The following is a 25,760-nucleotide window of genomic DNA, read 5'->3' on the forward strand; positions in this document are numbered from 1 at the left end:
GTTGCCATGGAGGAACCGGGGGAGCCCAGAGAGCCGGGGGAACTGGCGGAGCTCGCGGAACGGATCGCGCTGGTCGACGCGTACGTCGAACCCGTCGCGAGGAGGCCGGTGGACCTCACCGACCCGGACTGGGCGCGGAAGATGCGGGAGGGCCCGCATCCGCTGGACGAGGCGGGGATCCGCCCGGAGGCCGAGGCGGCCCTGCGGGACGTACTCACCCGCTACGAGCAGGGAGACGACGCCGTCCGGGCCGGCCTGCGCGCCCTCCTGGAGCGGTGTCCCTGGTTCGTCTGGGCGACCACGCTGCCCTCCGAGCCGACCCCCCACAGCTTCCGGCAGCGGCTGCTGCAGATGTCGGCCGAGGACCAGGGCCTCGACACCCGGGACATGATGCTCACCCTCCACGACCTGTGCGGGCAGGCCCGGGACGCCGGCGTCGACATCCGTCCGCTCCTCCTGGACGTGGCCGGACTCTCCAGCGACGCCGACAGGTACGGGATGGGCTCCACCCGGCACATCCTGCTCCGGGCGGCCGGCCGGGAGCCCCCCGGTCTCTGGTGAACACGGGCCACGATCCGCACGGGCCCGCCGTCTCCCGCCCGGGTCGCGTGAGAGACATTGGAAGTCACCGCCGCCGAAGTACAGCCGAACAGGAGACCAGGACCTCATGTCCGACCGCAGATTCCGGGCCACCACCGCCTTCCAGCGGCACATCGCCAACCCGCTGACCCGCCTCCTGCCCTTCCAGACCCTGCTGGAGACCACCGGCCGCGTCTCCGGGCAGCCCCGGCGGACACCGCTCGGCGGGCGGCGGACCGGGGACAGCTTCTGGCTGGTGTCGGAGTTCGGGACGAAGTCCCAGTACGTGCGGAACATCCAGGCCGACCCGCGGGTACGGGTGCGGATCGGCGGGCGGTGGCACCACGGCACCGCCCACCTGCTGCCCGACGACGACCCGGTCGCCCGGCTGCGCACCCTGCCCCGGGGCAACAGCGCGGCCGTGAAGGCGCTGGGGACGCAGCTCCTGACGATCAGGGTCGACCTGGCCGACTGAGCAGGAGTCCGCAGCCGGCAGCCGGCCTGTCGCGGCACTTCCGGCGGAGCGGCGGCGCTCAGCCCGCCTTGTAGAACGCGTACGTCGCCGAGTACGGCACCGAGACCTGGTCCGTGCCGGTGCAGGCGGCGGCCGGGGCCACGCCGCCCTCGGTGTCCAGGCGCTGGACGTAGGTGACGCCCTCGAACGTCCCGGCGCCGCGGGTGGCCGTCGCCTTCAGGAGCAGTTCGGGGACGGCGCCGTCCACCGCGGACGTGGCGACCGCCGAGGCGTTCACCGCGCTGCCGTCGACCGTGGAGACCCAGACCGGGCCACGGGAGTGCAGGGCGACCGGGCGGTGGGCGCGGTCCCGCCTGTCGGAGAGGGTGGCGGCGGGCTCCAGGAGCTTCCAGGCGCCGTCGATGCAGGTGTAGGTCTGCACGCCGTGCGCGGAGTAGACGCCGGTCAGCCTGTTGCCGTCGGGCACCGCCAGCGCGGCGGGGGCGTGGACGGCCGGGAGGGCGGCGGGCTTCGCGGACGCGGCCTGGACGGCCGTCGTACCGAGCAGGGTGGCGGCGGCCGCGGCGGCGACGGCCGTGCCGGTCAGGGCGATTCTCTTGACGTGCTTCATGAAGGGGGGTCTCCGAACGGGATCCGTACGTGCTCAGGGAAGGGGGCGGTCAGCTCCGGTAACCGGAAACCTGCCGTCCCCCCTGCACCCCGGACGCTACGGACCGGTCCCCCGCGAGCGAAGGGGCTTTCCCCTTCTTTGCCCTCCCGTAACACCCCTTACGGCCCCAACGGGCAGCCTCCGCGCACCTTTTGACATACCGTCACCCCGGCCAGACGATCGCCTGCACCTCGCTGTAGGCGTGCAGGGCGTAGGAGCCCACGTCCCGGCCGACCCCGCTCTTCTTGAAGCCGCCGAACGGCGCCTCCATGTTCCGCCCCACGGTGTTGATCCCGACCCCGCCCGCCCGCAGCCGCCGCGCCACCCGGAAGGCCCGGGCCACGTCCCCCGACCAGACGTAGTCGATGAGGCCGTAGTCGGAGTCGTTGGCGAGCGCGACGCCCTCCTCCTCGTCGTCGAAGGGGACGACGGAGACGACCGGCCCGAAGATCTCCTCGCGGGCCACCCGCATGTCGTTCGTGCAGTCGGCGAGGACGGTGGGAGCCACGTAGAACCCCCGCTCCGGCGCTGGGCGTTCGCCGCCGGCCAGCACCGTCGCGCCCTCCTTCCGGCCGAGTTCGACGTACGACTCGACGCGCGCCCGGTGCTCGGCGGTGATCAGCGGCCCGACCACCGTGTCCGGCGCGGCCGGGTCGCCCACCTTCAACCGCCCCGCGTACGCGGCCAGTCCGGCCACCAGCCGGTCGTACAGCCCGCGCTGCACCAGCACCCGGGTGGGCGCCGTGCAGATCTGCCCGCTGTAGAAGGAGAAGGTGGTGCCGATCCCGGCCACCGCCGAACCGACGTCCGCGTCGTCGAAGACGACCGCCGCGCCCTTGCCGCCCAGCTCCATCAACTGGCGTTTCATGTCCCGCCCGCACACCTCGGCGATGCGCTGCCCGACGGCCGTGGAGCCGGTGAAGCTCACCATGTCGACGTCCGGGGAGGCCACGACGGCCTCGCCGACCCCGACGTCCCGCCCCGAGACGACGTTCACCACACCCGGCGGGGCGCCCGCCGCCGCCAGCGCCTCCGCCATCCGGTAGACGGAGAGCGGGTCCTGCGGGGCCGGTTTCACCACCACCGTGTTGCCCATCGCCAGGGCCGGCGCGACCTTGCCCGCCGGGTTGGCCCACGGGTTGTTGTACGAGGTGATGCAGCTGACCACCCCGACCGGCTGGCGCACGGCGAGCGCGCCCATCACGCCCGCCCTGCCCATCGGCCCGGCCTCGTTGATCTGCGGCGGGATCGCCCACTCGGCCGGCTCGACGGTCGCGTACCGCCGGAACCGGGCCACCGCCACGCCCACCTGCATCGCGCGGGCGGTGGCGGTGGTCGCGCCCGTCTCGGCGCGGGCGAGGTCCGCGTACCCGCCCAGCCGCCCGCGGATGAGGTCGGCGGCCCGGCCGAGCACCGCCGCCCGCTCCGCCGCCGGCGTCCGCGACCAGCCGTCGAACGCCTCCCGGGCGGCCGCGCAGGCGGCCAGCACCTGTTCCCTGGAGGCCTCCGGCGCCCGGCCCACGGTCTCCTCCGTCGCCGGGTCGACGACCTCGTAGTACCCGTCGTCGGGCGCCACCCACCGGCCCCCGACGAACAGCCGCTGCCCGTCGGCCTCCTGGCCGACCTCGCCCGCCTCGCCCGCCTCGCTCACCGGGTGCTCACCGTCCTGGTGTCCCGCCCGGACCGCAGCACCTTCCCCGGTACGGCCCCGCTCACCACGTCGTCCCGGATGGCCTCGACGCCGTTGACCCACACCGCCCGTACCCCGATCGCCTTCGAGTCCAGGCGCGGGCTGTCTCCCGGCAGGTCGTGCACCAGGGTGGCCTGGCCGGCCGCGATCCGCTCCGGGTCGAAGAGCACGAGGTCCGCATGCCAGCCCTCCGCGATCCGCCCCCGCTCCCGCAGCCCGAAGAGCCGGGCGGGATCGTCGGTCAGCATCTTCACGGCCTGCTCGAGCCCGAGCAGCCTGCGGCCGCGCAGGCAGTCGCCGATGAACCGGGTGGTGTACGGCGCCCCGCACATCCGGTCCAGGTGCGCCCCGGCGTCCGACCCGCCGAGCATGACGTCCTCGTGCTGCCAGGTCTCCGCGCGCAGCGCCCAGGAGGCGGGGTCGTTGTCGGTGGGCATGGGCCACAGGACGGTACGGAGGTCGTCGGCGGCGCAGATCTCCACCAGGGTGTGGAAGGGGTCCTGGCCGCGCTCCAGTGCTATGTCACGTACCACCCGGCCCGACAGCCCGGCGTTCGCCTCGCTGTACGTGTCCCCGACGACGTACCGCCCGAAGTCGGCGAGCCGCCGGAAGACCCCGGCCTCCTTGCTGTTCGCGCGCTCCATCATCTCGGCCCGTACGTCCGCGTCGCGCAGCTTCTCGATCCGCTCCGGGACCGGCAGCCCGAGGATCGGCCCCCATCCGGGGATGAGGTTCAGCGCGCAGAAGGTGCCGAGCGACATGTTCATCGGCGTGAGGATCGGCATGGTCAGCGCGACCACCCGGCCGCCCGCCTTCCGGGCCCGTTCACTGGCCTGGAGCTGCCGCGGCACCCGCTCCGGCACGGCGGCGTCGACCGTCAGCACGTTCCAGTTCAGGGGCCGCCCGGCCACCGCGCTCATCTCGGCGAACAGCTCGATCTCGGCGTCGCTGAACTGGTCGAGGCACCCGGCGACGATCGCCTCGATCTGCGTCCCCTCGTGCTCCCCGACGGCCTTCGACAGGGCCAGCAGCTCGGCCGGGAGCGCGTGCCGCGAGGCGACCGGCTGCCCGTCCCCGTCGGAGTGGGTGCTGGACTGGGTGGTGGAGAACCCCCACGCCCCGGCGTCCATCGCCTCGTGCAACAGCCCTACGATCGCGGCCAGTTGCTCCGCACTCGGCTGCCCGCCGACCGCGTCCGCCCCCATCACGTACCGGCGCAGCGCACAGTGCCCCACCATGAAACCGGCGTTGACGGCGATCCGCCCTTCGAGCGCGTCCAGGTACTCCCCGAACGAGCTCCAGCTCCAGGGCGCCCCCTCCTCCAGCGCGACCAGCGACATGCCCTCGACCTTGGACATCATGCGGCGGGTGTAGTCGGCGTCGGCGGGGCGTCCCGGGTTCAGGGGCGCGAGGGTGAAACCGCAGTTGCCTGCCGCGACCGTGGTCACCCCGTGGTTCAACGAGGGCGTCGCGTAAGGGTCCCAGAAGAGCTGGGCGTCGTAGTGCGTGTGCGGGTCGACGAACCCGGGTGCGAGGACGAGTCCGGCGGCGTCCTCACTCGTGCGGGACTCCTCGGTGACGGTACCGATGACGGCGATCCGGCCGTCGCGGATGCCGACGTCGGCGGTGAAGGCGGGCGCGCCGGTCCCGTCGACAACCGTCGCCCGTTTGATGACGTGATCGAGCACGAGCCTTGCCTCCTCAGACATGCGATGCGCTGACCTACCTGCTCGGGGGCGCGGGGAACTGCGCGACCAGCCACAACGCACCCGCACCCGCCGACGGGACCTCAGGCCCCTTGACGGAACCGCGTCGTCCGGTGCACCGGATCCGTGTCGATCTTCGGAATCACGTGCTCCCCGATCAGCCGGATCGTCTGCAGCGTCTCCTCCTTCGGCACCCCCACCGGCAGCCCGAAGCTCAGCTGGTCCGCCCCGGCCTGCTCCCACCGCTTGCACTGCCGCAGCACCTCGTCCGGGTCCCCGCAGATCAGCAACTCCTCCTCCACGAGGAGTTCGACGAACTCGGGCGTGTACTCCGGCAGCGTCTCCGGCCACACCGGGAAGCCCTCGGGCCGCGGGAAGGTGTCGTGGTACCGGAACACCAGGGACGGCAGGTAGTGCAGCCCGCCCGACGCCGCGATCCGGATCGCCTCGTCGTGCGTCGGCGCGCAGATCGCCGTGGTCGTCACCATGACGTTGTCGTTGACGAAGTCCCCGACCGGCTCGGCGTCGACGATCGCGGTCTTGTACTGGTCGAGCACCCACTCCATGTCGGAGACCTTCTGGATGCTGAACCCGAGCACCCCCAGCCCCTTGCGCGCCGCCATGGCGTACGACGGCGGCGAGCCGGCCGCGTACCACATCGCGGGGTGCGACTTGCCGTACGGCTTGGGCAGCACCTTGCGCGGCGGCAGCTGCCAGTGCTTGCCCTGGAAGCCGACGTACTCGTCCTGGAGCCACATCTTGGGGAACTCGGCGATGGTCTCTTCCCAGATCTCCTTGGTGTAGTTCATGTCGGTCACGCCCGGTATGAACCCGAGGATCTCGTGCGACCCGGCCCCCCGCCCGCTGCCGAACTCGAAACGGTTGCCGGTGAGGTGGTCGAGCATGGCGACCTTCTCGGCCACCTTCACGGGGTGGTTGACCTGGGCGAGGGGGTTGAAGATCCCGGAGCCCAGGTGGATCCGCTCGGTCGCGTGCGCGAGATACCCCAGGTAGACGTCGTTGGCCGACAGGTGGGAGTACTCGTCGAGGAAGTGGTGCTCCGAGGCCCAGGCGTACTTGAAGCCGGACTGGTCCGCCTGGATGACGTACTCGGTCTCCTCCATCAGTGCCTTGTGCTCGGCCAGCGGGTCGGTCTCGGCTCGCTTGCCCACGTATCCCTGTACAAAGAGCCCGAATTCCAAGGCGGTTCACCGTCCCAAGTTCAGGTGGTCCCTGTGGTCCTTATGAGTGCTACGACTTTCTGACGTTGCGTCAGAAACGTCAATAGATGACGGTCCGTCAGATGACACTGACCCCCGCCAGCCACCCCCCGTCGATCACGAACGGCTGCCCGGTGATGTACGACGAGTCGTCCGAGGTCAGGAAGAGCGCCAGCCTCGCCACCTCCTCCGCCCGCCCGATCCGGCCCAGCGGCACGAGCTTGCGGTACAGCTCGTCCAACGCCCGGCTCATCTCCGCCGGGTCGGCGGTCGGATCGAGGCGCGCCGGGTTGGACATCGCGGTGTCGATGGCGCCGGGGCAGATCGCGTTGACGCGGATCCGCCGGTCGGCGAGTTCCAGCGCGGCGACCCGGGTGAGCCCGAGCACCGCGTGCTTGGTGGCCGCGTAGGTGCCCACCGCGGCCATCCCCGTCAGCGCCGTGTAGGACGCCGTGTTGACGATGGTCCCGCCGTCGTCCAGCTCGGGCGCGACCGTCTTCATGCCCAGGAAACAGCCGACCTGGTTGACCTGCACGACCTGCATGAACTCTTCGAGGGGCGTGTCCACGAGCGCGTTGAAGCGCAGGATGCCCGCGTTGTTCACCAGCCCGTCGAGGCGGCCGTACGCCTGCTTCGCGGCGGCGACGGCGGCCCGCCACTCCTCCTCCACCCCCACGTCCAGGTGGACGTAGGCCGCCCCGATCTCCTTGGCGAGCGCCTCGCCCAGGTCGTCCAGCACGTCCGCCACGACGACGCGCGCGCCCTCCTCCCTGAAGAGCCGCGCCTCCTGCTCGCCCTGTCCGCGCGCCGCCCCGGTGACGATGACGACCCGCCCGTCCAGCTTGCCCATGCCACTCCTCAGGTGAGCCGGGGCGCGACCTCGGCCCCGAACGCCTCGATCTGGTCGATGAGTTCGGCCCGGCTCCGGCTGCGGAACCGCACCTGGATCTGGTGCACGCCCATCTCGCCGTAGGCCCGCAGCGACTCGGCGAGGGCGTCGGGGGCACCGGTGAGGGTGCGGCGGCCCACGGCCCAGTCCGGTGTGCCGACGTACAGCGGTTCGGTGATCGCGCCGACGGTGATCGGTTCCTCGACGCCGGCCTCCTCGCGCAGCCTCCGCAACCGCTCGATCTGCGCGGGGAGCCGGTCCCTCGGGTCGCCCTGCGGCAGCCAGCCGTCGCCCTTGAGCGCGGCCCGCCGCACCGCGGCGGGCGACGACCCGCCGACCCACACCGGCACCCGCTCCTGCGCGGGCCTGGGCCGCTGCCCGAGCCCCTCGAAGTCGTAGAACTTGCCGTGATGGGTGGGGAATTCATCCGCTCCGAGGGCGGCGCGCAAGGCGTCGATCGCCTCGTCCAGCACCGCTCCCCGCTGCCCGAAGTCCACCCCCAGCACCTCGAACTCCTCCCGCACGTGCCCGGCGCCGACGCCGAGGACCAGGCGGCCGCCGGAGAGGTGGTCGAGGGTCGCGTACTGCTTGGCGGAGAGCAGGGGATGGCGCAGGCCCACGACGGCGACATGGCTGAGCAGCCGCACCCGTTCGGTCACGGCGGCGAGGTGGGCGAGGGTGGCCACCGGGTCGTACCAGACCGTGCTCATGGCCTCGGCCAGCCGGTGCGGGATCGCCACGTGGTCGCAGACGGCGAGGTAGGCGAAGCCGGCGCGCTCGGCGGCGCGGGCGATCGCCACCAGGTCCGCGGGACCGGCGGCGGCCTCCCAGGGCTCCGCGTAGATGGTGGACTGGGACTGCACGGGGAGCTGCATCCCGTAGGCCGGCCGCCCGTCCGGCTGGAGTCGACTGGACACGCACCCTCCAGGATCTGATGGACTGTCACATCGGGTCTGCCGGAGCCATCGTCGTACCTGACGCACCGTCAGACAAGGCCCCGGGAGCTGTGCTCGTCCGGTGCGGAATGTCCACGTCTCCGACCGAATGGCCCGGGACCGTCGTGGTCGTGTCCCGGGCATGTCACCGGGTGAAGGCGCCCCGACGGCGGCCCGTACTGCCCGGTGACGACTCGGGGATTCCGGGTCGCACCGGACACGGGGAGACCGAGATGATCCGCAACCGCATCGCCGCACTGGCCGCCACCGCAGCCGCCGCGTCCCTGCTGCTGACCGCCTGCAACGCCACCGACCAGGCCGCCTCCGTGGCCAAGGACGGCGTCGGCACCGCGTTGCAGAGCCTGCACTTCGACAGCGGCACCGCGAAGCAGCACCACGCCACCCCGAAGACGGGTGACTGGGCCACCGGCGCCGGCAAGCCGGCGTCCACCCCGGTCGCCAGGAAGTGGGTGCAGCTGAGCGCGGCCAGGGCGGGCGACCTGGACCCGGTCGTCGTCAACGGTGCGGGCTTCACCCTCTACCGCTTCGACAAGGACACCCCGAACCCGTCCAAGTCCAACTGCAACGACGCGTGCGCGACCACCTGGCCGCCGGTCGTCGTCGCCCCGGGCGGCAAGATCTTCATCGACGGCGTCAGCAAGTCCGCGGTCGGCGTGGTCAAGCGGGACGACGGCAGCCTCCAGGTGACCATCGGCGGCTGGCCGGTCTACCGCTTCAGCAAGGACCTCAAGCCCGGTGACACCAACGGGCAGGGCGTGGGCGGCACTTGGTTCGGGGTGACGCCGGACGGCAGGAAGGCCGGGGCCCAGGACCGGACCGGCACGGGCAGCACCGGCGGTTCCGGCAGCACCGGCGGTTCCGGTTCCGGTACGGCCGCCGCGACCAGCGTCGTCCTCTCCGACGAGAAGAACTTCGGCGACCCCTCCGAGGGCCTGGCCGGCTCCGGCTGCCAGAACGTCGCCCGCGACGACTCCGCCTCCTCCCTCCGGGCCTCCGGCGCCCTGAAGATCTGGTCGGAGAAGGACTGCAAGGGCGAGTCCGAGGTGGTCCAGGGCGACATCGCCGACCTGGCGTCGATCGACTTCGACAACAGGATCTCGTCGGTGTTCCTCGGCTGAGACCGACGCCGGGCGCGGCACCGGCCCGGGCGGGGCCGGGTCAGCCCGGTCCCGCCCACAGCCCGTCGGCCGTCAGCCCCAGCAGCTCGATCGCGTTCCCCCGTACGATCCGCTCCACCACGTCCGGGGCCAGGTGGCCCATCTGGGCCTCGCCGACCTCCCTCGACTTCGGCCAGGTGGAGTCGGAGTGCGGGTAGTCGGTCTCGTAGAGCACGTTGCCGACGCCGATCGCGTCCAGGTTCTTCAGCCCGAAGGCGTCGTCGAAGAAGCAGCCGTAGACGTGCCCGGCGAAGAGTTCGGAGGGCGGGCGGGTGACCTTGTCGGCGACACCGCCCCAGGCGCGGTTCTCCTCCCAGACGACGTCGGCGCGCTCCAGGATGTAGGGGATCCAGCCGATCTGGCCCTCCGCGTACATCACCTTCAGGTTCGGGAAGCGCTCGAACTTGCCGCTCATCAGCCAGTCGACCATCGAGAAGCAGCAGTTGGCGAAGGTGATGGTGGAGCCGACGGCGGGCGGGGCGTCGGCGGAGGTGGAGGGCATCCGGCTGCTGGAGCCGATGTGCATGGCGACGACCGTGCCGGTCTCGTCGCAGGCGGCGAGGAAGGGATCCCAGTCGTCGGTGTGGACGGAGGGCAGCCCGAGGTGCGGGGGTATCTCGGAGAAGGCGACGGCGCGGACCCCGCGGGCCGCGTTGCGGCGGACCTCGGCGGCGGCCAGTCCGGCGTCCCAGAGCGGGATGAGGGCGAGGGGGATCTGGCGGCCCTGCGCCAGCGGGCCGCACCACTCCTCCACCATCCAGTCGTTGTAGGCCTGCACGCAGAGCAGGGCGAGTTCGCGGTCCTTGGCCTCGGTGAAGGTCTGGCCGCAGAAACGCGGGAAGGTCGGGAAGCAGAGCGCGGACTGGACGTGGTTGACGTCCATGTCGGCGAGCCGTTGCGGCACGTCGTACGACCCCGCCCGCATCTGCTCGTACGTGATCACTTCGAGCTTGATCTCGTCGCGGGAGTAGCCGACGGCGGTGTCCAGGCGGGTGAGGGGGCGGTGCAGGTCCTCGTAGATCCACCAGTCGCCGACGGGGCCGTCCTCGCCCGGCCTGCCCATGACGGGCTTGAAACGGCCGCCGAGGAAGCTCATTTCCCGCAGCGGGGCCCGGACGATGCGCGGCCCGGTGTCCAGGTACTTCTTCGGGAGGCGGGACTGCCAGACGTCCGGCGGCTCCACGGTGTGGTCGTCGACGGAGATGATCAGCGGAAAGGTGCCGTCCTGGGTGTCCATGGCGCTCACGGTAGCGCCGATCTGACGAACCGTCAGCTATGTGATGGACGGCTCGTCAGGCGGTACGGCGACGGCGGCCCGCTCCCGGACCCGTTCACCGGCTCCGGTACGGCGGACGCCGAACCGACCGCGAATCGTTATGCCACGCGTCCGCCCTGCTGACAGGGGCCATCGCCGTGTGAAGACCGTGTGGACCACCGCGTGTCGCCCTGTGATCGGTGTCTCCCCCGGCTGACGCGGCCCGCCCGGACAAGGCAGACTGACGGGGTGAAGCGGGATGTCTAGGGGGACGGGCATGGACGGTGGACCGCGGGTGCCGGAGCAGCGGCGCGCCTCCTCCTCGACGGAGGCGGCGGCGTTGCGCTTCAGTGTGCTCGGTCCGGTGCGCGCCTGGCGTGCCGAGGAAGCCCTCAACACCGGCTCCCCGCAGCAACGCGCCCTGCTCGCCGCCCTGTTGCTGCGCGAGGGCCGCACGGCGACCGCGGCCGAGCTGATCGACGCCCTGTGGGGCCCCGAGCCGCCGTCGCAGGCGCTGGCGGCGGTACGCACGTACGCGTCCCGGCTGCGCAAGGTCCTGGACCCGGGGGTCCTGGTCAGCGAGTCCGGCGGGTACGCGGTGCGGGGCCTGGGCGAGGGTGCCCTGGACCTGACGGTGGCACAGGATCTCGCGGCGGCGGCGGAGAAGGCGAAGAGCGCCGGGGACCTGCACCAGGCCCGGGAGGCGCTCGCGCGGGCCCTGGCCCGGTGGGACGGCGAGCCGCTGGCCGGAGTGCCGGGGCCGTACGCGGAGACACAGCGGGTCCGCCTGGAGGAGCTGCGGCTGCAACTCCTGGAGACCCGGCTGGACATGGACCTGGAACAGGGCTGCCACGCCGAGGCGGTGTCGGAGCTGACGGCCCTCACCGCGGCCCACCCCCTGCGCGAGCGGTTCCGCGAACTCCTCATGCTCGCCCTGTACCGCAGCGGCCGGCAGGCGGAGGCCCTCGCGGTGTACGCGGACACCCGCCGCCTGCTCGCCGAGGAACTCGGCGTCGACCCGCGCCCCGGCCTGCGCGAACTGCAGCAGCGCATCCTCCAGGCCGACCCGGCTCTCGCGGAGCCCTCGGCCCCGGCGGCGGAACCCGCCGCCGTCCAGGTCCGCCCCGCCCAGCTCCCCGCCACGGTCCCCGACTTCACGGGCCGATCCGCCTTCGTCACGGAGCTGAGCGAGGTGCTCGCGTCGGCCGAGGGCCGGGTGATGGCCGTATCGGCGCTGGCCGGCATCGGGGGCGTCGGCAAGACGACGCTCGCCGTACACGTCGCCCACCAGGCCCGGTCCGTCTTCCCGGACGGCCAGCTGTACGTGGACCTCCAGGGCGCGGGCCCGCGGGCGGCCGAGCCGGAGACGGTCCTCGGCTCCTTCCTACGCGCCCTGGGCACACCGGACTCCGCCATCCCCGACTCGCTGGACGACCGGGCGGCCCTGTACCGCTCGGTCCTGGACGGCCGCCGGGTCCTGGTCCTCCTCGACAACGCGAAGGACGCGGCCCAGGTACGCCCCCTGCTCCCGGGCACGGAGGGCTGCGCGGCGCTGGTCACCGCCCGGGTACGGATGGTGGACCTGGCCGGGGCGCACCTGGTGGACCTGGACGTGATGTCCCCCGACGAGGCGCTGCAGCTCTTCACGAAGATCGTCGGAGCGGAGCGGGTCGCCGCCGAACGCGAGGCGGCCCTGGACGTGGTGGCTGCCTGCGGCTTCCTCCCCCTCGCCATCCGCATCGCCGCGTCCCGGCTCGCGGCCCGCCGCACCTGGACGGTCTCCGTCCTCGCGGCGAAGCTCGCCGACGAACGCCGCCGCCTCGACGAACTCCAGGCCGGCGACCTCGCGGTGAAGGCCACCTTCGAACTCGGCTACGGCCAGCTGGAACCGGCCCAGGCCCGCGCGTTCCGCCTGCTGGGGCTGGCCGACGGGCCTGACATGTCACTGGCGGCCGCGGCAGCCGTACTGAACCTCCCGCAGGACAGGACCGAGGATCTCCTGGAGACCCTCGTCGACACGTCCCTGCTCGAATCGGCGGCCCCCGGCCGCTACCGCTTCCACGACCTCGTACGGCTCTACGCGCGTGCGTGCGCGGAACGCGACGAACAACCCCCCAGCGAACGCGAGGCGGCCATGTCCCGCCTGCTGGACTTCTACCTGGCGACGGCGGCGGGGGTGTACGCGATCGAGCGGCCGGGGGACCGGCTGGTGAACCATCTGGAGCCGACCGCTTACCCCGGCCTCGTCTTCACATCGCCCCGCGCGGCCCAGGACTGGCTCTACAACGAGGCCAACTGCGTCATGGCGTGCGTCCGGCAGTCCGCCGTCGGCCAGAGGCTGCGCCGAGCCGTCGACCTCCTCTGGGCCGCCAAGGACCTCGCCGAGTCGGGGGCCAACGCCCGCGAGTACGAGGTCGCCGCGAAGACCGTACGGGACGCGGCACACGCCGCGGGCGACACCCGCGCCGAAGGGCGCGCCCGCACCACTCTGACCAACGTGCATCTGGTCGCGGGCCGCTTCGACGACGCCGACACCGAGGCGCGCCTCGCCATGAAGCTGGCCGACGACGCCCACGACCCGCTGCCCAACTGCTGGGCCCCCAACGACCGCGGCATCATCGCTATCTATCAGAACCGGCACGCCGACGGCGAGACCTACCTGCAGCAGGCCATCGACAACTTCCGGGCCGACGGCAACGACGTCGGCGAGGCGAGCGCCCTGTGCAACCTCTCGCGGATCCGGCTCGCCATGGGACGGACCGCGAGCGCGATCGAACTCGCCCAGCAGGGCATCGACATCTACGACCGTATGGGCCTGACCCTGCGGCTTGCCAACGGCCGTTACGCGCTGGGCATCGCTCTCACCCAGGCCGGGCGCCTGACCGAAGCGCTCGCCCAGCTCACCGACTCACTGGCCCTGTTCCGCGACAACCGACAGCCCCTGTGGGAGGGCGTCACGCACTTCCGGATCGCCGAGGTGCATCTCGCGGCGGAGCGCTTCGCCCTCTCGGCGCAGCACGCGGAGCAGGCGATCGCGCTGCGCGGTATCGGCGGCGAGTGGCGTCGCGGGACCGTGCTCACGGTCCTCGGCAAGGCGCTGGCCAGGCTCGGTCAGCCCGACCGTGCGAACGCCTGCTGGCGCGAGGCCCTCTCCATCTACGAACAGCTCGGCTCCGCCGAGGCAACCGACGTACGCGCCCTGCTGGCCCCGGCGCAGGCCGCGTAGCCCCTGCTCCGGCAGCGGCTCGGCACCGTTCATCGTTCGTTTATCGCGGGTCGGCACTCTTACATCCATCGATCCGTCGCGTCGGGGGGCAGGCGGATCGCGGAGGGGCCACACCGTTTAGGGTGAACGGCCCGCACGCCCGTCCGACGGCACCCGGGGGAGCCGTCGGACGGGCTACTTCCAGCTTTCAGCACGACTTGCCGGAGTTGATGATCATGCCGCAGGACGAGAAGACCACCGACGTAATCAAGCCGCTCGACAACCACGCCTCCTTCATCGAGGAAGACCTCCTCGACGCCTCGAAGGCGGCCGCACCGGTGACCGTGCCGCCGTCCGAGGACGACGAGATCACCACTCTCGACAACCATGCGTCGAGCGAGCCGGCCACGGTCACCCTTCTGGACAACCACGCCTCCGGCGAAACTGCCTGACCTCACACAACGGGGGGGCGGCCGCCGTGGGCGGCACGGCACGGGGGATCGCGGGGGATATCGGCCGCGACGGCACCGAGGGGGAGCCGTCGCGGCCGACGCGTGTTCAAGGAGAGGTTCAGGTCAATGCGTGGCGTGAACCGTTCGATCCGCTCGAACAAACGCCCACCTGAACTAACGTCACTCGGGTTCGGATCTCCCCTCCCTACAGGAGTCGAAGTGACCCGTACCAAGAAGATCGTCGCCACCATCGCCCTCGTGCTCGGCGCAACCGCCGCCGCTGCAAGCCCGGCGCTGGCCGAGAACCACGCCACTGTCACGCCGCAGAACAGCCACGCCACCGTGGTCACGCCCGCCGAGAATCACGCCGGCTGACTCAACAACCACAGGCCGATGGGACCGGTTCCTACCGGTCCCATCGGCGTAGAACCCAGGATTTCCCGGTTGGCGCCGAGGCGTGAAGTTCCAGCACCGGGACCTTCCAGGAACGTAAACAAGGTTTCCGCGCTACGGCTCATCGAGTAACTATCGGCCGGCCGCCAGGCGAGCCCGCTCGCTGTCCGCCCTTGGCAGCGACTCTGCCCGCCGCTCCAAGTGCACCGACAACAGTTCCTCCGTCTTCATCTTCGGCCCCGCCACCTGGTCCGCGTTCGTGACCGAGGGCGCGCACTCACCTGAACAGCGCAGCCGAGTTGTCCACAGGCCCGAAAGGCCATCGCCGCCTCGCTTCACAATGGACCCGTGAACCGCGCGGAGTTGAGGACGCTCGTTGAGGGAGGCGTACTCCTCACCTCGCGGGCGCTGGCGGCCGGCTGGCCACGTCGATCGCTCTTCCGGCGGCTCGACGCGGAGGGATGGAGCCGTGTCCGGGCCGGGGCCTGGGCCGAACCGGGCACCAAGGTCGATCAGTTCATGCAACTGAGGGCGGCCCAGCTCCTCAGCCCCCAGCTCGTCGTCAGCCACCGCTCCGCAGCCTGCCTCTGGCGGATCGAGACGCTCGACCCCGGCACAGCCCTGGACTTCACCGACCCGGACCTCGCCTTCCGGCAGAGCGTCCCCCTCGTACGCGTGCATCGCACCCCTCTCACCGAGGCCGAGGTCGTCGAGCGGTCGGGGCTGCGGGTCACCGATGTGCCGCGCACCCTCGCCGACCTCCTCCGCGCCGGCCCCAGGGACAACGCCGTCGTCGCCGTCGAATCCGCGCTCGGCTACCGCCGGGTCGGCACAGAACGCCGGGCTCCGCTCACCGCGCCGGCCGCCGTCTCCTGCGCCCTCGAAGCTCCGCTCCGCGGGGCGGCCAGGGCCCGGACCTGGCTGAGCCTCGTCGACCGCGGCTCCGGCTCCCCCGCGGAGACGGTCGCCCGCCTGCACATGCACGACGCCGGCCTCCGCCCCGAGACGCAGGCGGAGGTGCAGCCCCCTGGCGGCTCCCGCCGTTACCTCGACTTCCTGTTCCGGGCCGAGGGGCTGGCTGTGGAGATCGAAGGCTACGCCTACCACGGCACACGAGAGGCCCACCGCCGGGACGTCTCCCGCTTCAACCAGATCCTCCAGTGCCCCGAAGTCCGCGGCCTGCTCCGCTTCACGGCGGAGGACGTCTTCAACCGCCCGGCCTGGCTGATCACCGAAATCCGCACGGCCCTGACCTCCCTCACCCGCTAGCCCCAAGCCACAAGCACAAGGCGGGGATTGGGGGATCTGTGCCATGGCCGGGCACCGTCCACCCACGTTTCCCCAGGTCGCGCATCCCACCGTCGGCACAGAACCTCCAATCGCCGGGGCTGCGCGGGGTGGGGAGGGCTGAGGCGGCGGGCGGGTGGTGGTGGCGGACGACGACACCCTCGTCCTCGCCCGGGTCCGGCCGCAGCCCCGGCACGGCCCCCGGCCCGTCGCCGTCCGCACCCGGACCCTCACCCGCACCCGCACCCGCACCCGCACCCGCACCCGCCCTGCCTAGCCGGCCCGCAGTTCCCCCTTCACCACCTTCCCGCTCGCGTTCCGCGGGAGTTCGGCCACGAACTCCACCGTCCGCGGGACCTTGTAGTTCGCCATCTCGCGGCGGGCCCAGGCGATCAGGTCGTCGGCCGTCAGCACCGCCTCCGGCCGCCGGACCACGAACGCCTTGCCGACCTCGCCGAGGCGGGCGTCCGGGACGCCGACGACGGCCACGTCCGCCACCTCCGGGTGCAGGCCGAGGAGTTGCTCTATCTCCGCCGGGTAGGCGTTGAAGCCGCCGACGATGAACATGTCCTTGAGGCGGTCGGTGATGCGGAGGTTGCCGGCCGGGTCCAGGACGCCGACGTCGCCGGTGCGCAGCCAGCCGTCCGCCGTCCGGGCCTCGGCCGTCGCGGCCGGGTCCTCGAAGTAGCCGCGCATGACGTTGAAGCCGCGGACCAGCACCTCCCCGGTCTCGTCCACCCGCACCTCGGTGCCGGGTATCGCGCGGCCCGACGTCGACGCGATCACCGTCGGGTCGTCGCCGCGGCGGCACATGGTGACGATCCCGCTCGCCTCGGAGAGGCCGTAGGCGGTCAGGACCGTCTCGACGCCGAGTTCGCCGCGCAGCCGCTCGACGAGGAGGAGGGGTACGACGGCCGCGCCCGTCACCACCAGGCGCAGGGCGGAGAGGTCGTGGGCGTCCCGGGCCGGGTGGTCGAGGAGGGACTGGTGGAGGGTCGGGGGGCCGGGAAGGACCGACACCCGTTCCGAGGCGACGTTCGCGAGGACCGTCGCCACGTCGAACACCGGCTGCGGGATCATCGTCGCGCCGCGCATCAGGCAGGCGATCACCCCGGCCTTGTAGCCGAAGGTGTGGAAGAAGGGGTTGACGATCAGGTAGCGGTCGCCGGTGCGCAGGCCCGCCAGGTCCGCCCAGATCTCGTACCCGCGGAGGGTCTGCGCGTGGGTGATCATCGCGCCCTTGGGGCGGCCCGTGGTGCCCGAGGTGAAGACGATGTCGGAGAGGCAGCTGCCGTCCAACCCGGCCGAGCGGGCCGCGACCTCGCCCGCGCCGACGCCCTCCCCGGCCGCGAGGAAGTCCTTCCAGGTGCGGAAGCCGACGGGCGCGTCCTCCGACAGCACCACCACGTCCCGCAGGGACGGCAGTCCCGGGAGGGGGCCGTCCCCGGTCCCCTCCCCCGCCGCCCTCCGCAGCGACGCCACGTACGAGGTCCCGAGGAAGGTTCCCGTCACGAACAGCAGCCGGGCCCCGCTCCTGCGCAGCACGTCCGCCGCCTCCGCGCCCTTGAAGCGGGTGTTCAGCGGGACCAGCACCCCGCCCGCGGACACCGCGCCCAGTGCCGCGACGATCCAGTCCAGGGAGTTCGGCGCCCAGATGCCGACCCGGTCGCCCGCCTCGACGCCGGAGGCGATGCACGCGGCCGCCGCCCGTTCCACCCGGGCGCCCAGTCCGGCGTACGTGATCCGGGTCCGGCCCTCCACCACCGCCTCGACGTCCGCGTACCGCTCCGCCGCCGACCGCACCAGTCCCGGAACGGTCCCCCACTCCATGTCACCGCGCACAACCGGCCTCCCCGGACGCATAGCTGACTGTCCGTCAGATTAGCTGTAGCCTGACGACCTGTCAGCAAGCCGCGACAGCCGTGGAGGTGCGGGTGCATGGCCGGTCTCAGGGGCATCAAGGGCATCAAGGACGCCACCGCCATCGTGGGGATCGGGCAGACATCCTTCGCCAAACGGCTCGCCGAGGACGAGAAGACCCTCGCCTGCCGGGCCGTCCTCGCCGCCCTCGACGACGCCGGCATCGCGCCCGGCGAGGTCGACGCGCTCGCCTCCTTCACCATGGAGGAGACCGACGAGGTGGAGCTGGCCAAGGCGGTCGGCTTCGGCGACCTGACCTTCTTCAGCAAGGTGGGCTACGGCGGGGGCGGCTCCTGTGCCACGGTCGCGCACCTCGCCGCCGCGATCGCGAGCGGCCAGGCGACGGTGGGGGTGGCGTGGCGGTCGCGGAAGCGGGGCAGCGGGCCCCGGCCGTGGACCAACACCGCCGTCCAGCTCCCGACCCCCGCCCAGTGGACCCGCCCCTTCGGCCTGCTCCGGCCCGCGGACGAGATAGCCATGCTCACCCGCCGCTACATGCACGAGTACGGCGCCACCCGGGACCACCTGTTCAACGTCGCCCTCGCCTGCCGCAACCGGGCGAACCAGAACCCGGCGGCGGTGATGTACGAACGGCCCCTCACCCGCGAGATGTACATGACCTCCCGGTGGATCAGCGAGCCCCTCTGCCTCTTCGACAACTGCCTGGAGACGGACGGCGCGCTGGCCTGTGTGGTCGTGAGCAGCGAACGCGCCCGGGACTGCCGGCGGACCCCCGTCCACATCCACTCCGCCGCCCAGGGCCTCCCCGCCCAGCACCACGGCATGGTCAACTACTGGAACGACGACCCCCTCACCGGCCCCGCCTGGACCGCCGCCCGCCACCTGTGGAAGCACGCCGACCTCACCCCGGAGGACGTCGACGTCGCCCAGATCTACGACGCCTTCACCGCCCTGATCCCGCTCTCCCTAGAGGGCTACGGCTTCTGCGGGAGGGGGGAGGGCGGGGCGTTCACGGAAGGCGGCGCGCTGGAGATCGGCGGGCGGCTGCCGCTCAACACCGGGGGCGGCGGGCTCAGCGAGGCCTACGTGCACGGGTTCAACCTCATCACCGAAGGCGTGAAGCAACTGCGCGGCATCAGCACCGCCCAGGTGCCGGGCGCCGCCACCTGCCTGGTCACCGCCGGCGAGGGCGTCCCGACCTCCGCCCTCCTCCTCACCAACCGGAGCTGAGATGCTGCGACCGGTCACCGACACCGACGGCGCCCCCTTCTGGGAGTACGCGGCCCGCGGCGAACTCCGCGTCCAGGCCTGCGCCGACTGCGGCGAACCGCGCTTCCCGCCCCGCCCGTGCTGCCCGCACTGCCAGTCGTTCGCGAGCGGGTGGCGGCCGACGAGCGGGCGGGGCCGGATCTGGTCGTACGTCGTCCCGCACCCGCCGCTGCTCCCCGAGTACGCGGCGCAGGCGCCGTACAACGTCGTGGTCGTGGAGCTGGACGACGCGCCCCGGGTGCGGATGGTGGGGAACGTGGTGAGCGGGGCGGGAGCGCCCCTCGGCTCTCTCCCCCCGGACCGGATCCGGATCGGCGCCCGGGTGCAGGCGGTCTTCGCGGACGGTCTGCCGCAGTGGGTCCTGGAGCGGCCGTGAGCCTGCGGCTGGAGGTGGACAAGGAGAGCGGGGTCGCCGTCGTCACCCTCGACCGGCCCGAGCGGCTCAACGCCGTCGACCTCGCGACGGCCGCCGAACTCTCGGCCGCCTGGCGGGCGTTGCGCTTCGACGACACCGTACGGGCCGTCGTCCTCACCGGCGCCGGCGGGCGCGCCTTCAGCACCGGGCTGGACCGGGACGCCGTCGTGCCGCAGCCGTCCTCCCCCTACAGCCAGGACGATCCGCTGATCGCGATCGGGCCGAAGTCGAACGACCTGTGGAAGCCGGTGATCGCCGCGGTGGCCGGGATGGCCTGCGGGGGCGCCTTCTACCTGCTGGGCGAGTGCGACTTCGTCGTCGCCGACGAGACCGCGGCCTTCTTCGACCCGCACACCTCCTACGGCATGGTCAGCGCGTACGAGTCGGTGCTGATGGCGCAGCGGATGCCGTACGGGGAGGTGGCCCGGATGGTGCTCATGGGCAACGCCGAACGGGTCTCCGCGCGGCGCGCGTACGAGGTGGGGCTGGTGTCCGAAGTGACCGGCGCCGGGGAGGCGTTGGAGGCGGCCGTGCGGTGCGCGACCGTCATCGCCGGGTATCCGACCGAGGGGGTGCAGGGCAGCGTGCGGGCGCTGTGGGCGGCGCAGGGGGCGGACCGGGAGCGGGGGTGGGCCGCGGCCCCGCACCTGATCACGCTGGGCAACCTGCCGGACGAACGGCAGGCGGAGCTGTTCGGCAACCGGGCACGTACGGCGCCGCGTATCCGCTGAGCCGCCGAAGGGGGTGCCACCCGGTGCCGGTGGGCGGCTGCGGGTGGGTGGGGGCTTGTCGCGCAGTTCCCCGCGCCCCTGAAAGCAGGGCACTGCGGTGGCGCCCCTTCAGGGGCGCGGGGAACTGCTCGATCAGCCCCCACGGCGCCGCAGCCGCCCGTCAGCCGGTCCCGGCACTCACGCGGTGCGTGCGGTCCCCGTGCCCTTCTCCGCGTCCAGCGCATACACGCACCGGTCCTTGCTGCACGCGTACACCACCCCGTCCCGCACCACCGGCGACCCGGTGATCTCGCCGCCCGTGGCCAGCTTCCACCGCAGCCGGCCGTCGTCGGCCTTCAGCGTGTACAGCAGGTGGTCCGTCGAACCGAAGTGGATGCGGCCCTCGGCGACCACCGGGGCGCCCACCACGTCGCCGCCCGCCTGGAAGCGCCACTTGGGGGTGCCGGTGACCGCGTCCAGGGTGTACAGGCCCTTGCCGCTGCCGACGTGGACGTGGCCGGCCGCGACGAGGACCGGCTCGATGGAGGCGCGGGCCTCCGTCGCGATGCGCCAGCGGTCGCGGCCGTCGGTGGCGTCGAGGGCGTACACGGTGCCGAGGTAGTCGGCGAGGTAGATGCCGCCGCCGGTGACGGCGGGGCCGGGTACGTAGGCGGGCGGGGAGAGGAAGACGGCCGGGGCCTCGAAGTGCCAGCGGACGCGGCCGGTCGCGGTGTCGAGGGCGATGACGCGGGTGCCCGCGGAGGCGTACACGAAGCCGTCGTCGGCGTGGGTGAGGCGGACCGGGACGCCGCCGCAGGAGGCCGCGTCGCCGATGGGGTAGGACCAGCGTTCGTCGCCGGTACGGGCGTCGACGGCGCGCAGCCGCGCGTCCTGCCAGACGTAGACCGTGCCGTCGTGGAGGGAGGGCCCGGACTCGGGGGCCTCGAAGTCGGTCTGGGCGCCGGCCAGCTCCCAGAGCTTCTGCCCGTTGGAGGCCTCCCAGCCCTGGACGCCGCCGCCCCGGGTGCCGGTGACGAGGGTGCCGCGGTCGGCCTTGAGGGAGTACACCCAGGCGTCGGTGGACAGCCGCCACAGGTCGCCGCCCTCGCGGGCCTCCAGGGCGAACAGGGTGGGGCCGTCGGAGGCGTGGATACGGCCGTCGGCGACCGCCATGGACCAGGCGACGTCCCGCGTCTTGAAGCGGCGCCGGCCGGTGGCCACGTCGAGGGCGTGCACCTCGAAGGAGGTGACGTAGACGAGGTCGCCGTCGACGGACGGGGTGCCCCAGACGTCGTTGGACATCCGGAACCGCCAGGGCCGCCAGCCGGCGGCCGTCTCCGGCGGCAGGGCGGGGACCGGCGGTGCGGCGGGGTCGGCGCCGTTGACGCCGGGGTGCGGGCGGGACCAGCTGGCGACCAGGCCGGCCTCGGGCGGAGGTGCCTTCACGGCGGCGGCGCGGGCGTCGGCGACCCGCGGTCCCGGGCCGATCGGCACCGGGGCGCCGGCCAGGCGGACCGGACCGGTGTCGGGAGCGCCCACCGGGACGGGGGCGGGGACCACGGGGTCGTAGGAGGGCGGCGGCGGGGCCGCGAGGCGGCCCGCGTTGCGGCCGCCGGACGGGTTGGCGGAGGGCTTGACGGCGGGGCGGCCGCCGCGCCGGGACTCGATCAGCCCGACCGCCTTCTCGGGCAGCCAGGCGGACGCCGTACCGCTGTCGTCGGACCCGGAGCCGAACAGGTGGGGGGCGAGCTGGGCCTGGAGGTCGGCCGGGTTGGGGCGGGCGGTCGCCTCCATCTGCATACAGGACTCGATGAGGGGGCGCAGCTCGTCCGGGAGGCCTTCGAGGTCCGGGCCCTCGCGCAGCAGCATGAAGACGGTCTCGACCGGGTTGGCACCGTGGAAGGGCGGGTGGCCGGTGGCGGCGAAGACGAGCATGGAACCGAGGGAGAAGACGTCGCTCGCGCCGGTGACGCTGCGGGAGTCCTTGGCCTGCTCGGGCGACATGTAGGCGGGGGTGCCGACCGCGACGTTCGTCATGGTCAGGCGGGTGTTGGAGACACCGGAGGCGATACCGAAGTCGATGACCCGGGGGCCGTCCTCGACGACGAGGACGTTGGAGGGCTTGAGGTCGCGGTGGACAAGGCCGGCGCCGTGGATCGACTGGAGCGCCTCGGCGACGCCCGCGGCGAGCCAGCGGACGGCCTGGGCCGGGAGCGGCCCGCAGTCGTTCACTATCTCTTCGAGGGAGGGCGCCGGCACGTAGGCGGTCGCCAGCCACGGCACCGCGGCGCGCGGGTCGGCGTCGACGACGGCGGCCGTGTAGAAGCCGGAGACCGCGCGGGCCGCCTCCACCTCGCGGGTGAAGCGGACCCGGAACAGCTGGTCCTCGGCGAGCTCGGTCCGTACCGTCTTGATCGCCACGCGCCGCCCGGACGCCGAGCGCGCCAGATAGACCAGCCCCATGCCGCCGGCCCCCAGCCGTCCCAGCACCTCGAACGGCCCGATCCGCCGCGGATCGTGCTGCGTCAGCTGATCCACCACTTGCCTGCCACCTCCCCGTACGGGCCCCGTCCACCCACATATGTACGCGACCCCGTGCAGCGTCTCACCACCGCACCGCCGTGGCGGCACGCACCCCGATTCTTCCTGGCCCGGGCACAGGTTGCGAACCCGGCGACGAATCGGGGTGTCTCATGACAAAGTGAGACATTTATCCGCCAAGACCCGCCTGTTTCCGGCCTCAGCGTTCCAGCAGCGCGAAGAACGCCCCTTGATTGTCGGTCACGACGGCCACTTTTCCGTACGAGGTCTCGAAGGGCGGCGCCTGGACCCGGCCGCCCAGCTGCTGCACGGCCAGGGCCGCGGCCGCCACGTCCCCGGTACGGAAGTGGACGACGAACTGGGACGGCATCCCGGCGGCGAACACGTCGGTCACGGGGGCGCGGCCGAAGTCCGGTTCGGCGCCGGCGCCGAAGAGGGCGCCGGCGAAGAGGTGGCCGTAGAAGGCGTTGGCCGCGTCGAGGTCGCTGGTGTAGAGCTGCGCCCAGGCGAAGGTGCCGGGGGCGTGCCGGACGCCGAAGCCGGGGTGGCCGGCGGCCTGCCAGAGGCCGAAGACGGCGCCCTGGGGGTCGGCGGCCAGGGCGGCGGTGCCGAGGTCGCGGACGGGCACGGGGTCGTTGACGATCTGCCCGCCGGCGGTGACGATGCGACGGGCGAGGGCCCGGACGTCGGGGGTCGCGAAGTACACCGTCCAGACGGTGGGCATCCGGCCGTCCCGCTTCCGCGCCAGCCGGGCGACGCCGGCGCCGTCGAGGCGGGCCCATACGGCTCCCGGTCCCGCGTCCTCGAAGGTCCACCCGAAGAGCCCGCCGTAGAACCGCTTGCCCGCCTCGACGTCGGGGAGCTGCACGTCCACCCAGCAGGGGACGCCCTCCGCGTATCCCGCCGCGTATCCGGATGCCCTGTTTTCGGCCATGTCGTCAAAGTAACCGCCCCGCCCGCACCCCGCAGACCAGCCGCACCGGCCTCTATACACCCGCGCACCCCATTTGCAGTCGGCCGAATCGCGCTCCGATCACCCCTCGGTAAGCTGACGGCATGACAGGACAAGTGCGTACCGTCGACGGCCGCGTGGCCGGCCGGCGTGGGCAGGCGACCCGGCAGAAGCTGCTCGACTGCCTCAGCGAGATGCTCAGCTCCTCCCCTTACCGGGACGTCAAGGTCATCGATGTCGCCCGGAAGGCGGGCACTTCGCCCGCGACCTTCTACCAGTACTTCCCGGACGTCGAGGGCGCCGTCCTGGAGATCGCCGAGCAAATGGCCACCGAGGGCGGCCAGTTGACCGAGCTGCTGGCCGGGCGCTCCTGGGTCGGCAAGGCCGGCTGGACGACCGCGCAGGAACTCGTGGACGGTTTCCTGGAGTTCTGGCGCAGGAACGACGCGATCCTGCGCGTGGTCGACCTCGGGGCGGCCGAGGGGGACAAACGGTTCTACAAGATCCGTATGAAGATCCTGAACTCGGTGAACAACTCCCTGACCGACTCCATCACGGAGTTGCAGTCCAAGGGCAGGGTCGACAAGGACGTGAACCCGGCCGCGGTGGCCGGTTCGCTGGTCGCGATGCTCGCGGCCGTCGCCGCGCACCAGAAGGGCTTCCAGACCTGGGGCGTGAAGCAGGCCGAACTCAAGCCGAACCTGGCGCTGTTGGTGCATCTGGGCGTGACCGGGAAGAAGCCCACGAAGTAGCCCGCGCCCTGGGTCCTGTCTGGCAGGCGGTGGTTCACGCGCAGCGGTGAACCACCGCCTGTCGTCCTACGCAGGCAGCGGCCGGTCCCGTACCACGTGCTTCATCACCAGCGTCGAGGTGAGGCGCTGCACGCCCGGCAGGGTCGCGAGCCGTTCGTCGTAGAGCCGCTGGAAGGCGGCGAGGTCGGCGGTGGCCACCCGCAGCAGGTAGTCGGGTTCGCCGAACAGCCGCTGCGCGTCCAGCACATGGGGGATCTCCGCGAGCGCCCGCTCGAAGTCGGCGACCGTGTCCCGGTCCTCCTGCCGCATGGACACGAAGACCAGCGCCTCGAAGGTCAGCCCCACGGCGGCCGGGTCCACCACCGCCCGGTACCCGCCGATCGCCCCCGACCGCTCCAGCTCGCGCAGCCGCCGGTGGCACGGCGAGACGCTCAGCCGCACCCGCCCGGCCAGCTCGGTCACGGTCAGCCGCCCGTCCTGCTGCAGCTCCGCAAGGATTTTCCGGTCCACGTCGTCCATGAGCAAGATTCTCCCCCGGAACCGGCACTCCCGAGCAAATTTCGGAAACACTTTCGGGCCAATCGCGCCTAATGTCCCTTCCCATGGACACCGGACTCCTGCTCTCCTTCCTCGCCGTCGACCTGCTGCTGGTGTGCGTGCCGGGCGCCGACTGGGCGTACGTGATCGCCGCCGGGGTGCGCGGCCGCTCGGTGCCGCGTGCGGTGGCGGGCCTGGTCGCCGGGTACGCACTGCACACCGCGCTGGCCGTCGCGGGGCTCGCGGTGCTCGTCGCCCGGTCGCCGCGGCTGCTCACGGCCCTGACCGTGGCCGGCGCCGGATACCTGCTGTGGCTGGGCTGGAGCGTGCTGCGCCGCCCGACGGTCCCGCAGGCGGCCGAGGAGGGCGGGGCGGGCAAGGCGGGCAAGGACGCAGCGGCCGGGCCGCAGGGCTTCTGGCGGGGCGCCGCGATCAGCGGCCTGAACCCGAAGGCGCTGCTGCTCTACCTCTCGGTGCTCCCCCAGTTCCTGGTCACGACCGGCGCCCACCTCCCCGTGGCCGCCCAGACCGCCGCCCTCGGCGCCCTGCACATGGCCGCCTGCGCCACCGTCTACCTCGCCGTCGGCACCCTCTCCCGCGCCCTGCTCGCCGCCCGCCCCCGCGCCGCCCGCGCGGTGACCCGCACCTCGGGGGCGGCGATGCTGGGCATCGGGGCGGTGCTGCTGGGGGAGCGGCTGCTGTAGGCGGGGCCGCAGCGCCCCCGTAGGGGCGCGGGGCTGTATTCGATATGCGGCTACCGCCGCGTGGGCGCGACCAGCCACGACGGCGC

The 25,760-nt window shown here is 72.5% G+C and carries 24 protein-coding genes; 13 read left to right on the forward strand and 11 right to left on the reverse strand.

What is annotated here, in order from left to right:
- Positions 1–6 precede the first annotated feature (6 nt).
- Entirely contained in the window at positions 7–561 is a 555-nt protein-coding gene (locus ACFZB3_RS18160; protein ID WP_391376630.1) for a hypothetical protein, read from the forward strand.
- A gap of 106 nt (positions 562–667) precedes the next feature.
- A complete protein-coding gene (locus ACFZB3_RS18165) occupies positions 668–1,054 on the forward strand; it encodes a nitroreductase/quinone reductase family protein (protein ID WP_391376631.1) in 387 nt (128 codons plus the stop codon).
- A gap of 58 nt (positions 1,055–1,112) precedes the next feature.
- On the opposite strand, the gene ACFZB3_RS18170 is transcribed toward ACFZB3_RS18165, so the two are convergent.
- From ACFZB3_RS18170 to ACFZB3_RS18195, 6 genes are all read right to left on the reverse strand, one after another.
- A complete protein-coding gene (locus ACFZB3_RS18170; RefSeq protein ID WP_391376632.1) occupies positions 1,113–1,664 on the reverse strand; it encodes a DUF3455 domain-containing protein in 552 nt (183 codons plus the stop codon).
- A 202-nt stretch (positions 1,665–1,866) separates the two neighbouring features.
- The gene (locus tag ACFZB3_RS18175) at positions 1,867–3,354 is read right to left on the reverse strand and encodes an aldehyde dehydrogenase family protein (protein WP_391376633.1); all 1,488 of its coding nucleotides are present in this window, start codon (positions 3,352–3,354) and stop codon (positions 1,867–1,869) included.
- A complete protein-coding gene (locus tag ACFZB3_RS18180; RefSeq protein WP_391376634.1) occupies positions 3,351–5,168 on the reverse strand; it encodes an amidohydrolase family protein in 1,818 nt (605 codons plus the stop codon). Before ACFZB3_RS18180 ends, ACFZB3_RS18175 begins: the two co-directional genes overlap by 4 nt.
- A gap of 14 nt (positions 5,169–5,182) precedes the next feature.
- Complete coding sequence (locus ACFZB3_RS18185) at positions 5,183–6,301, reverse strand: LLM class flavin-dependent oxidoreductase (protein WP_391376635.1); 1,119 nt, start codon at positions 6,299–6,301, stop codon at positions 5,183–5,185.
- Positions 6,302–6,398: 97 nt separating this feature from the next.
- Positions 6,399–7,169, reverse strand: coding sequence for an SDR family oxidoreductase (locus ACFZB3_RS18190; RefSeq protein ID WP_391376636.1), 771 nt, complete (start codon positions 7,167–7,169; stop codon positions 6,399–6,401).
- A gap of 8 nt (positions 7,170–7,177) precedes the next feature.
- Positions 7,178–8,083 (reverse strand): TIGR03619 family F420-dependent LLM class oxidoreductase, encoded by a 906-nt coding sequence (locus ACFZB3_RS18195; RefSeq protein WP_391376941.1) that lies wholly within the window; start codon positions 8,081–8,083, stop codon positions 7,178–7,180.
- Between the two features lie 293 nt (positions 8,084–8,376).
- Here ACFZB3_RS18195 and ACFZB3_RS18200 point away from each other — a divergent pair, with 293 nt between their 5' ends.
- Positions 8,377–9,282: a hypothetical protein gene (locus tag ACFZB3_RS18200; RefSeq protein ID WP_391376637.1), complete on the forward strand. Its 906-nt coding sequence runs from the start codon at positions 8,377–8,379 to the stop codon at positions 9,280–9,282.
- A 40-nt stretch (positions 9,283–9,322) separates the two neighbouring features.
- Here ACFZB3_RS18200 and ACFZB3_RS18205 read toward each other — a convergent pair whose 3' ends face one another.
- A complete protein-coding gene (locus ACFZB3_RS18205) occupies positions 9,323–10,558 on the reverse strand; it encodes an amidohydrolase family protein (protein ID WP_391376638.1) in 1,236 nt (411 codons plus the stop codon).
- A gap of 295 nt (positions 10,559–10,853) precedes the next feature.
- Here ACFZB3_RS18205 and ACFZB3_RS18210 point away from each other — a divergent pair, with 295 nt between their 5' ends.
- From ACFZB3_RS18210 to ACFZB3_RS18230, 5 genes are all read left to right on the forward strand, one after another.
- Complete coding sequence (locus ACFZB3_RS18210; RefSeq protein ID WP_391376639.1) at positions 10,854–13,802, forward strand: BTAD domain-containing putative transcriptional regulator; 2,949 nt, start codon at positions 10,854–10,856, stop codon at positions 13,800–13,802.
- 215 nt (positions 13,803–14,017) lie between these two features.
- Entirely contained in the window at positions 14,018–14,233 is a 216-nt protein-coding gene (locus ACFZB3_RS18215; protein WP_391376640.1) for a hypothetical protein, read from the forward strand.
- A gap of 219 nt (positions 14,234–14,452) precedes the next feature.
- Entirely contained in the window at positions 14,453–14,608 is a 156-nt protein-coding gene (locus ACFZB3_RS18220) for a hypothetical protein (protein WP_391376641.1), read from the forward strand.
- A 366-nt stretch (positions 14,609–14,974) separates the two neighbouring features.
- Positions 14,975–15,895, forward strand: coding sequence for a hypothetical protein (locus ACFZB3_RS18225; RefSeq protein ID WP_391376642.1), 921 nt, complete (start codon positions 14,975–14,977; stop codon positions 15,893–15,895).
- Positions 15,896–16,049: 154 nt separating this feature from the next.
- The gene (locus ACFZB3_RS18230; RefSeq protein WP_391376643.1) at positions 16,050–16,190 is read left to right on the forward strand and encodes a hypothetical protein; all 141 of its coding nucleotides are present in this window, start codon (positions 16,050–16,052) and stop codon (positions 16,188–16,190) included.
- On the opposite strand, the gene ACFZB3_RS18235 is transcribed toward ACFZB3_RS18230, so the two are convergent.
- Positions 16,187–17,743, reverse strand: a complete 1,557-nt coding sequence (locus ACFZB3_RS18235; RefSeq protein WP_391376942.1) for a FadD3 family acyl-CoA ligase — start codon at positions 17,741–17,743, stop codon at positions 16,187–16,189. The two genes, ACFZB3_RS18230 and ACFZB3_RS18235, sit on opposite strands and share 4 nt — an antisense overlap.
- A gap of 108 nt (positions 17,744–17,851) precedes the next feature.
- On the opposite strand from ACFZB3_RS18235, the gene ACFZB3_RS18240 reads away from it, so the two are divergent.
- From ACFZB3_RS18240 to ACFZB3_RS18250, 3 genes are read left to right on the forward strand one after another with little or no spacing between them, the layout of a single operon-like run.
- The gene (locus ACFZB3_RS18240) at positions 17,852–19,024 is read left to right on the forward strand and encodes a lipid-transfer protein (protein ID WP_391376644.1); all 1,173 of its coding nucleotides are present in this window, start codon (positions 17,852–17,854) and stop codon (positions 19,022–19,024) included.
- Between the two features lies 1 nt (position 19,025).
- Positions 19,026–19,439 (forward strand): OB-fold domain-containing protein, encoded by a 414-nt coding sequence (locus ACFZB3_RS18245; RefSeq protein ID WP_391376645.1) that lies wholly within the window; start codon positions 19,026–19,028, stop codon positions 19,437–19,439.
- Complete coding sequence (locus ACFZB3_RS18250; RefSeq protein ID WP_391376646.1) at positions 19,436–20,209, forward strand: enoyl-CoA hydratase-related protein; 774 nt, start codon at positions 19,436–19,438, stop codon at positions 20,207–20,209. Before ACFZB3_RS18245 ends, ACFZB3_RS18250 begins: the two co-directional genes overlap by 4 nt.
- A gap of 177 nt (positions 20,210–20,386) precedes the next feature.
- Here the strand turns inward: ACFZB3_RS18250 and ACFZB3_RS18255 are convergent, their stop codons facing one another.
- Both ACFZB3_RS18255 and ACFZB3_RS18260 read right to left on the reverse strand, forming a co-directional pair.
- Complete coding sequence (locus tag ACFZB3_RS18255; protein ID WP_391376647.1) at positions 20,387–22,729, reverse strand: PQQ-binding-like beta-propeller repeat protein; 2,343 nt, start codon at positions 22,727–22,729, stop codon at positions 20,387–20,389.
- A gap of 199 nt (positions 22,730–22,928) precedes the next feature.
- Positions 22,929–23,663, reverse strand: coding sequence for a VOC family protein (locus ACFZB3_RS18260; protein ID WP_391376648.1), 735 nt, complete (start codon positions 23,661–23,663; stop codon positions 22,929–22,931).
- Between the two features lie 134 nt (positions 23,664–23,797).
- Here ACFZB3_RS18260 and ACFZB3_RS18265 point away from each other — a divergent pair, with 134 nt between their 5' ends.
- A complete protein-coding gene (locus ACFZB3_RS18265) occupies positions 23,798–24,433 on the forward strand; it encodes a TetR family transcriptional regulator (protein ID WP_391376943.1) in 636 nt (211 codons plus the stop codon).
- A 66-nt stretch (positions 24,434–24,499) separates the two neighbouring features.
- Here ACFZB3_RS18265 and ACFZB3_RS18270 read toward each other — a convergent pair whose 3' ends face one another.
- Positions 24,500–24,952 carry an Lrp/AsnC family transcriptional regulator gene (locus ACFZB3_RS18270; protein ID WP_366363985.1) on the reverse strand — a complete coding sequence of 151 codons (453 nt, stop codon included), beginning with the start codon at positions 24,950–24,952 and terminating at the stop codon, positions 24,500–24,502.
- 83 nt (positions 24,953–25,035) lie between these two features.
- Here ACFZB3_RS18270 and ACFZB3_RS18275 point away from each other — a divergent pair, with 83 nt between their 5' ends.
- The gene (locus ACFZB3_RS18275) at positions 25,036–25,674 is read left to right on the forward strand and encodes a LysE family transporter (RefSeq protein ID WP_391376649.1); all 639 of its coding nucleotides are present in this window, start codon (positions 25,036–25,038) and stop codon (positions 25,672–25,674) included.
- The last annotated feature ends 86 nt before the right edge of the window (positions 25,675–25,760 follow it).

The sequence above is a fragment of the Streptomyces sp. NPDC008092 genome (assembly GCF_042957285.1).
GTDB lineage: Bacteria > Actinomycetota > Actinomycetes > Streptomycetales > Streptomycetaceae > Streptomyces.

Coding starts and splice junctions, on each gene's coding strand:
- ACFZB3_RS18160 (WP_391376630.1), top strand. CDS start 7: ATGGAGGAACCGGGGGAGCCCAGAGAGCCGGGGGAACTGGCGGAGCTC.
- ACFZB3_RS18165 (WP_391376631.1), top strand. CDS start 668: ATGTCCGACCGCAGATTCCGGGCCACCACCGCCTTCCAGCGGCACATC.
- ACFZB3_RS18170 (WP_391376632.1), bottom strand. CDS start 1,664: ATGAAGCACGTCAAGAGAATCGCCCTGACCGGCACGGCCGTCGCCGCC.
- ACFZB3_RS18190 (WP_391376636.1), bottom strand. CDS start 7,169: ATGGGCAAGCTGGACGGGCGGGTCGTCATCGTCACCGGGGCGGCGCGC.
- ACFZB3_RS18195 (WP_391376941.1), bottom strand. CDS start 8,083: ATGCAGCTCCCCGTGCAGTCCCAGTCCACCATCTACGCGGAGCCCTGG.
- ACFZB3_RS18200 (WP_391376637.1), top strand. CDS start 8,377: ATGATCCGCAACCGCATCGCCGCACTGGCCGCCACCGCAGCCGCCGCG.
- ACFZB3_RS18205 (WP_391376638.1), bottom strand. CDS start 10,558: ATGGACACCCAGGACGGCACCTTTCCGCTGATCATCTCCGTCGACGAC.
- ACFZB3_RS18210 (WP_391376639.1), top strand. CDS start 10,854: ATGGACGGTGGACCGCGGGTGCCGGAGCAGCGGCGCGCCTCCTCCTCG.
- ACFZB3_RS18215 (WP_391376640.1), top strand. CDS start 14,018: ATGCCGCAGGACGAGAAGACCACCGACGTAATCAAGCCGCTCGACAAC.
- ACFZB3_RS18235 (WP_391376942.1), bottom strand. CDS start 17,743: ATGGAGTGGGGGACCGTTCCGGGACTGGTGCGGTCGGCGGCGGAGCGG.
- ACFZB3_RS18240 (WP_391376644.1), top strand. CDS start 17,852: ATGGCCGGTCTCAGGGGCATCAAGGGCATCAAGGACGCCACCGCCATC.
- ACFZB3_RS18245 (WP_391376645.1), top strand. CDS start 19,026: ATGCTGCGACCGGTCACCGACACCGACGGCGCCCCCTTCTGGGAGTAC.
- ACFZB3_RS18260 (WP_391376648.1), bottom strand. CDS start 23,663: ATGGCCGAAAACAGGGCATCCGGATACGCGGCGGGATACGCGGAGGGC.
- ACFZB3_RS18270 (WP_366363985.1), bottom strand. CDS start 24,952: ATGGACGACGTGGACCGGAAAATCCTTGCGGAGCTGCAGCAGGACGGG.
- ACFZB3_RS18275 (WP_391376649.1), top strand. CDS start 25,036: ATGGACACCGGACTCCTGCTCTCCTTCCTCGCCGTCGACCTGCTGCTG.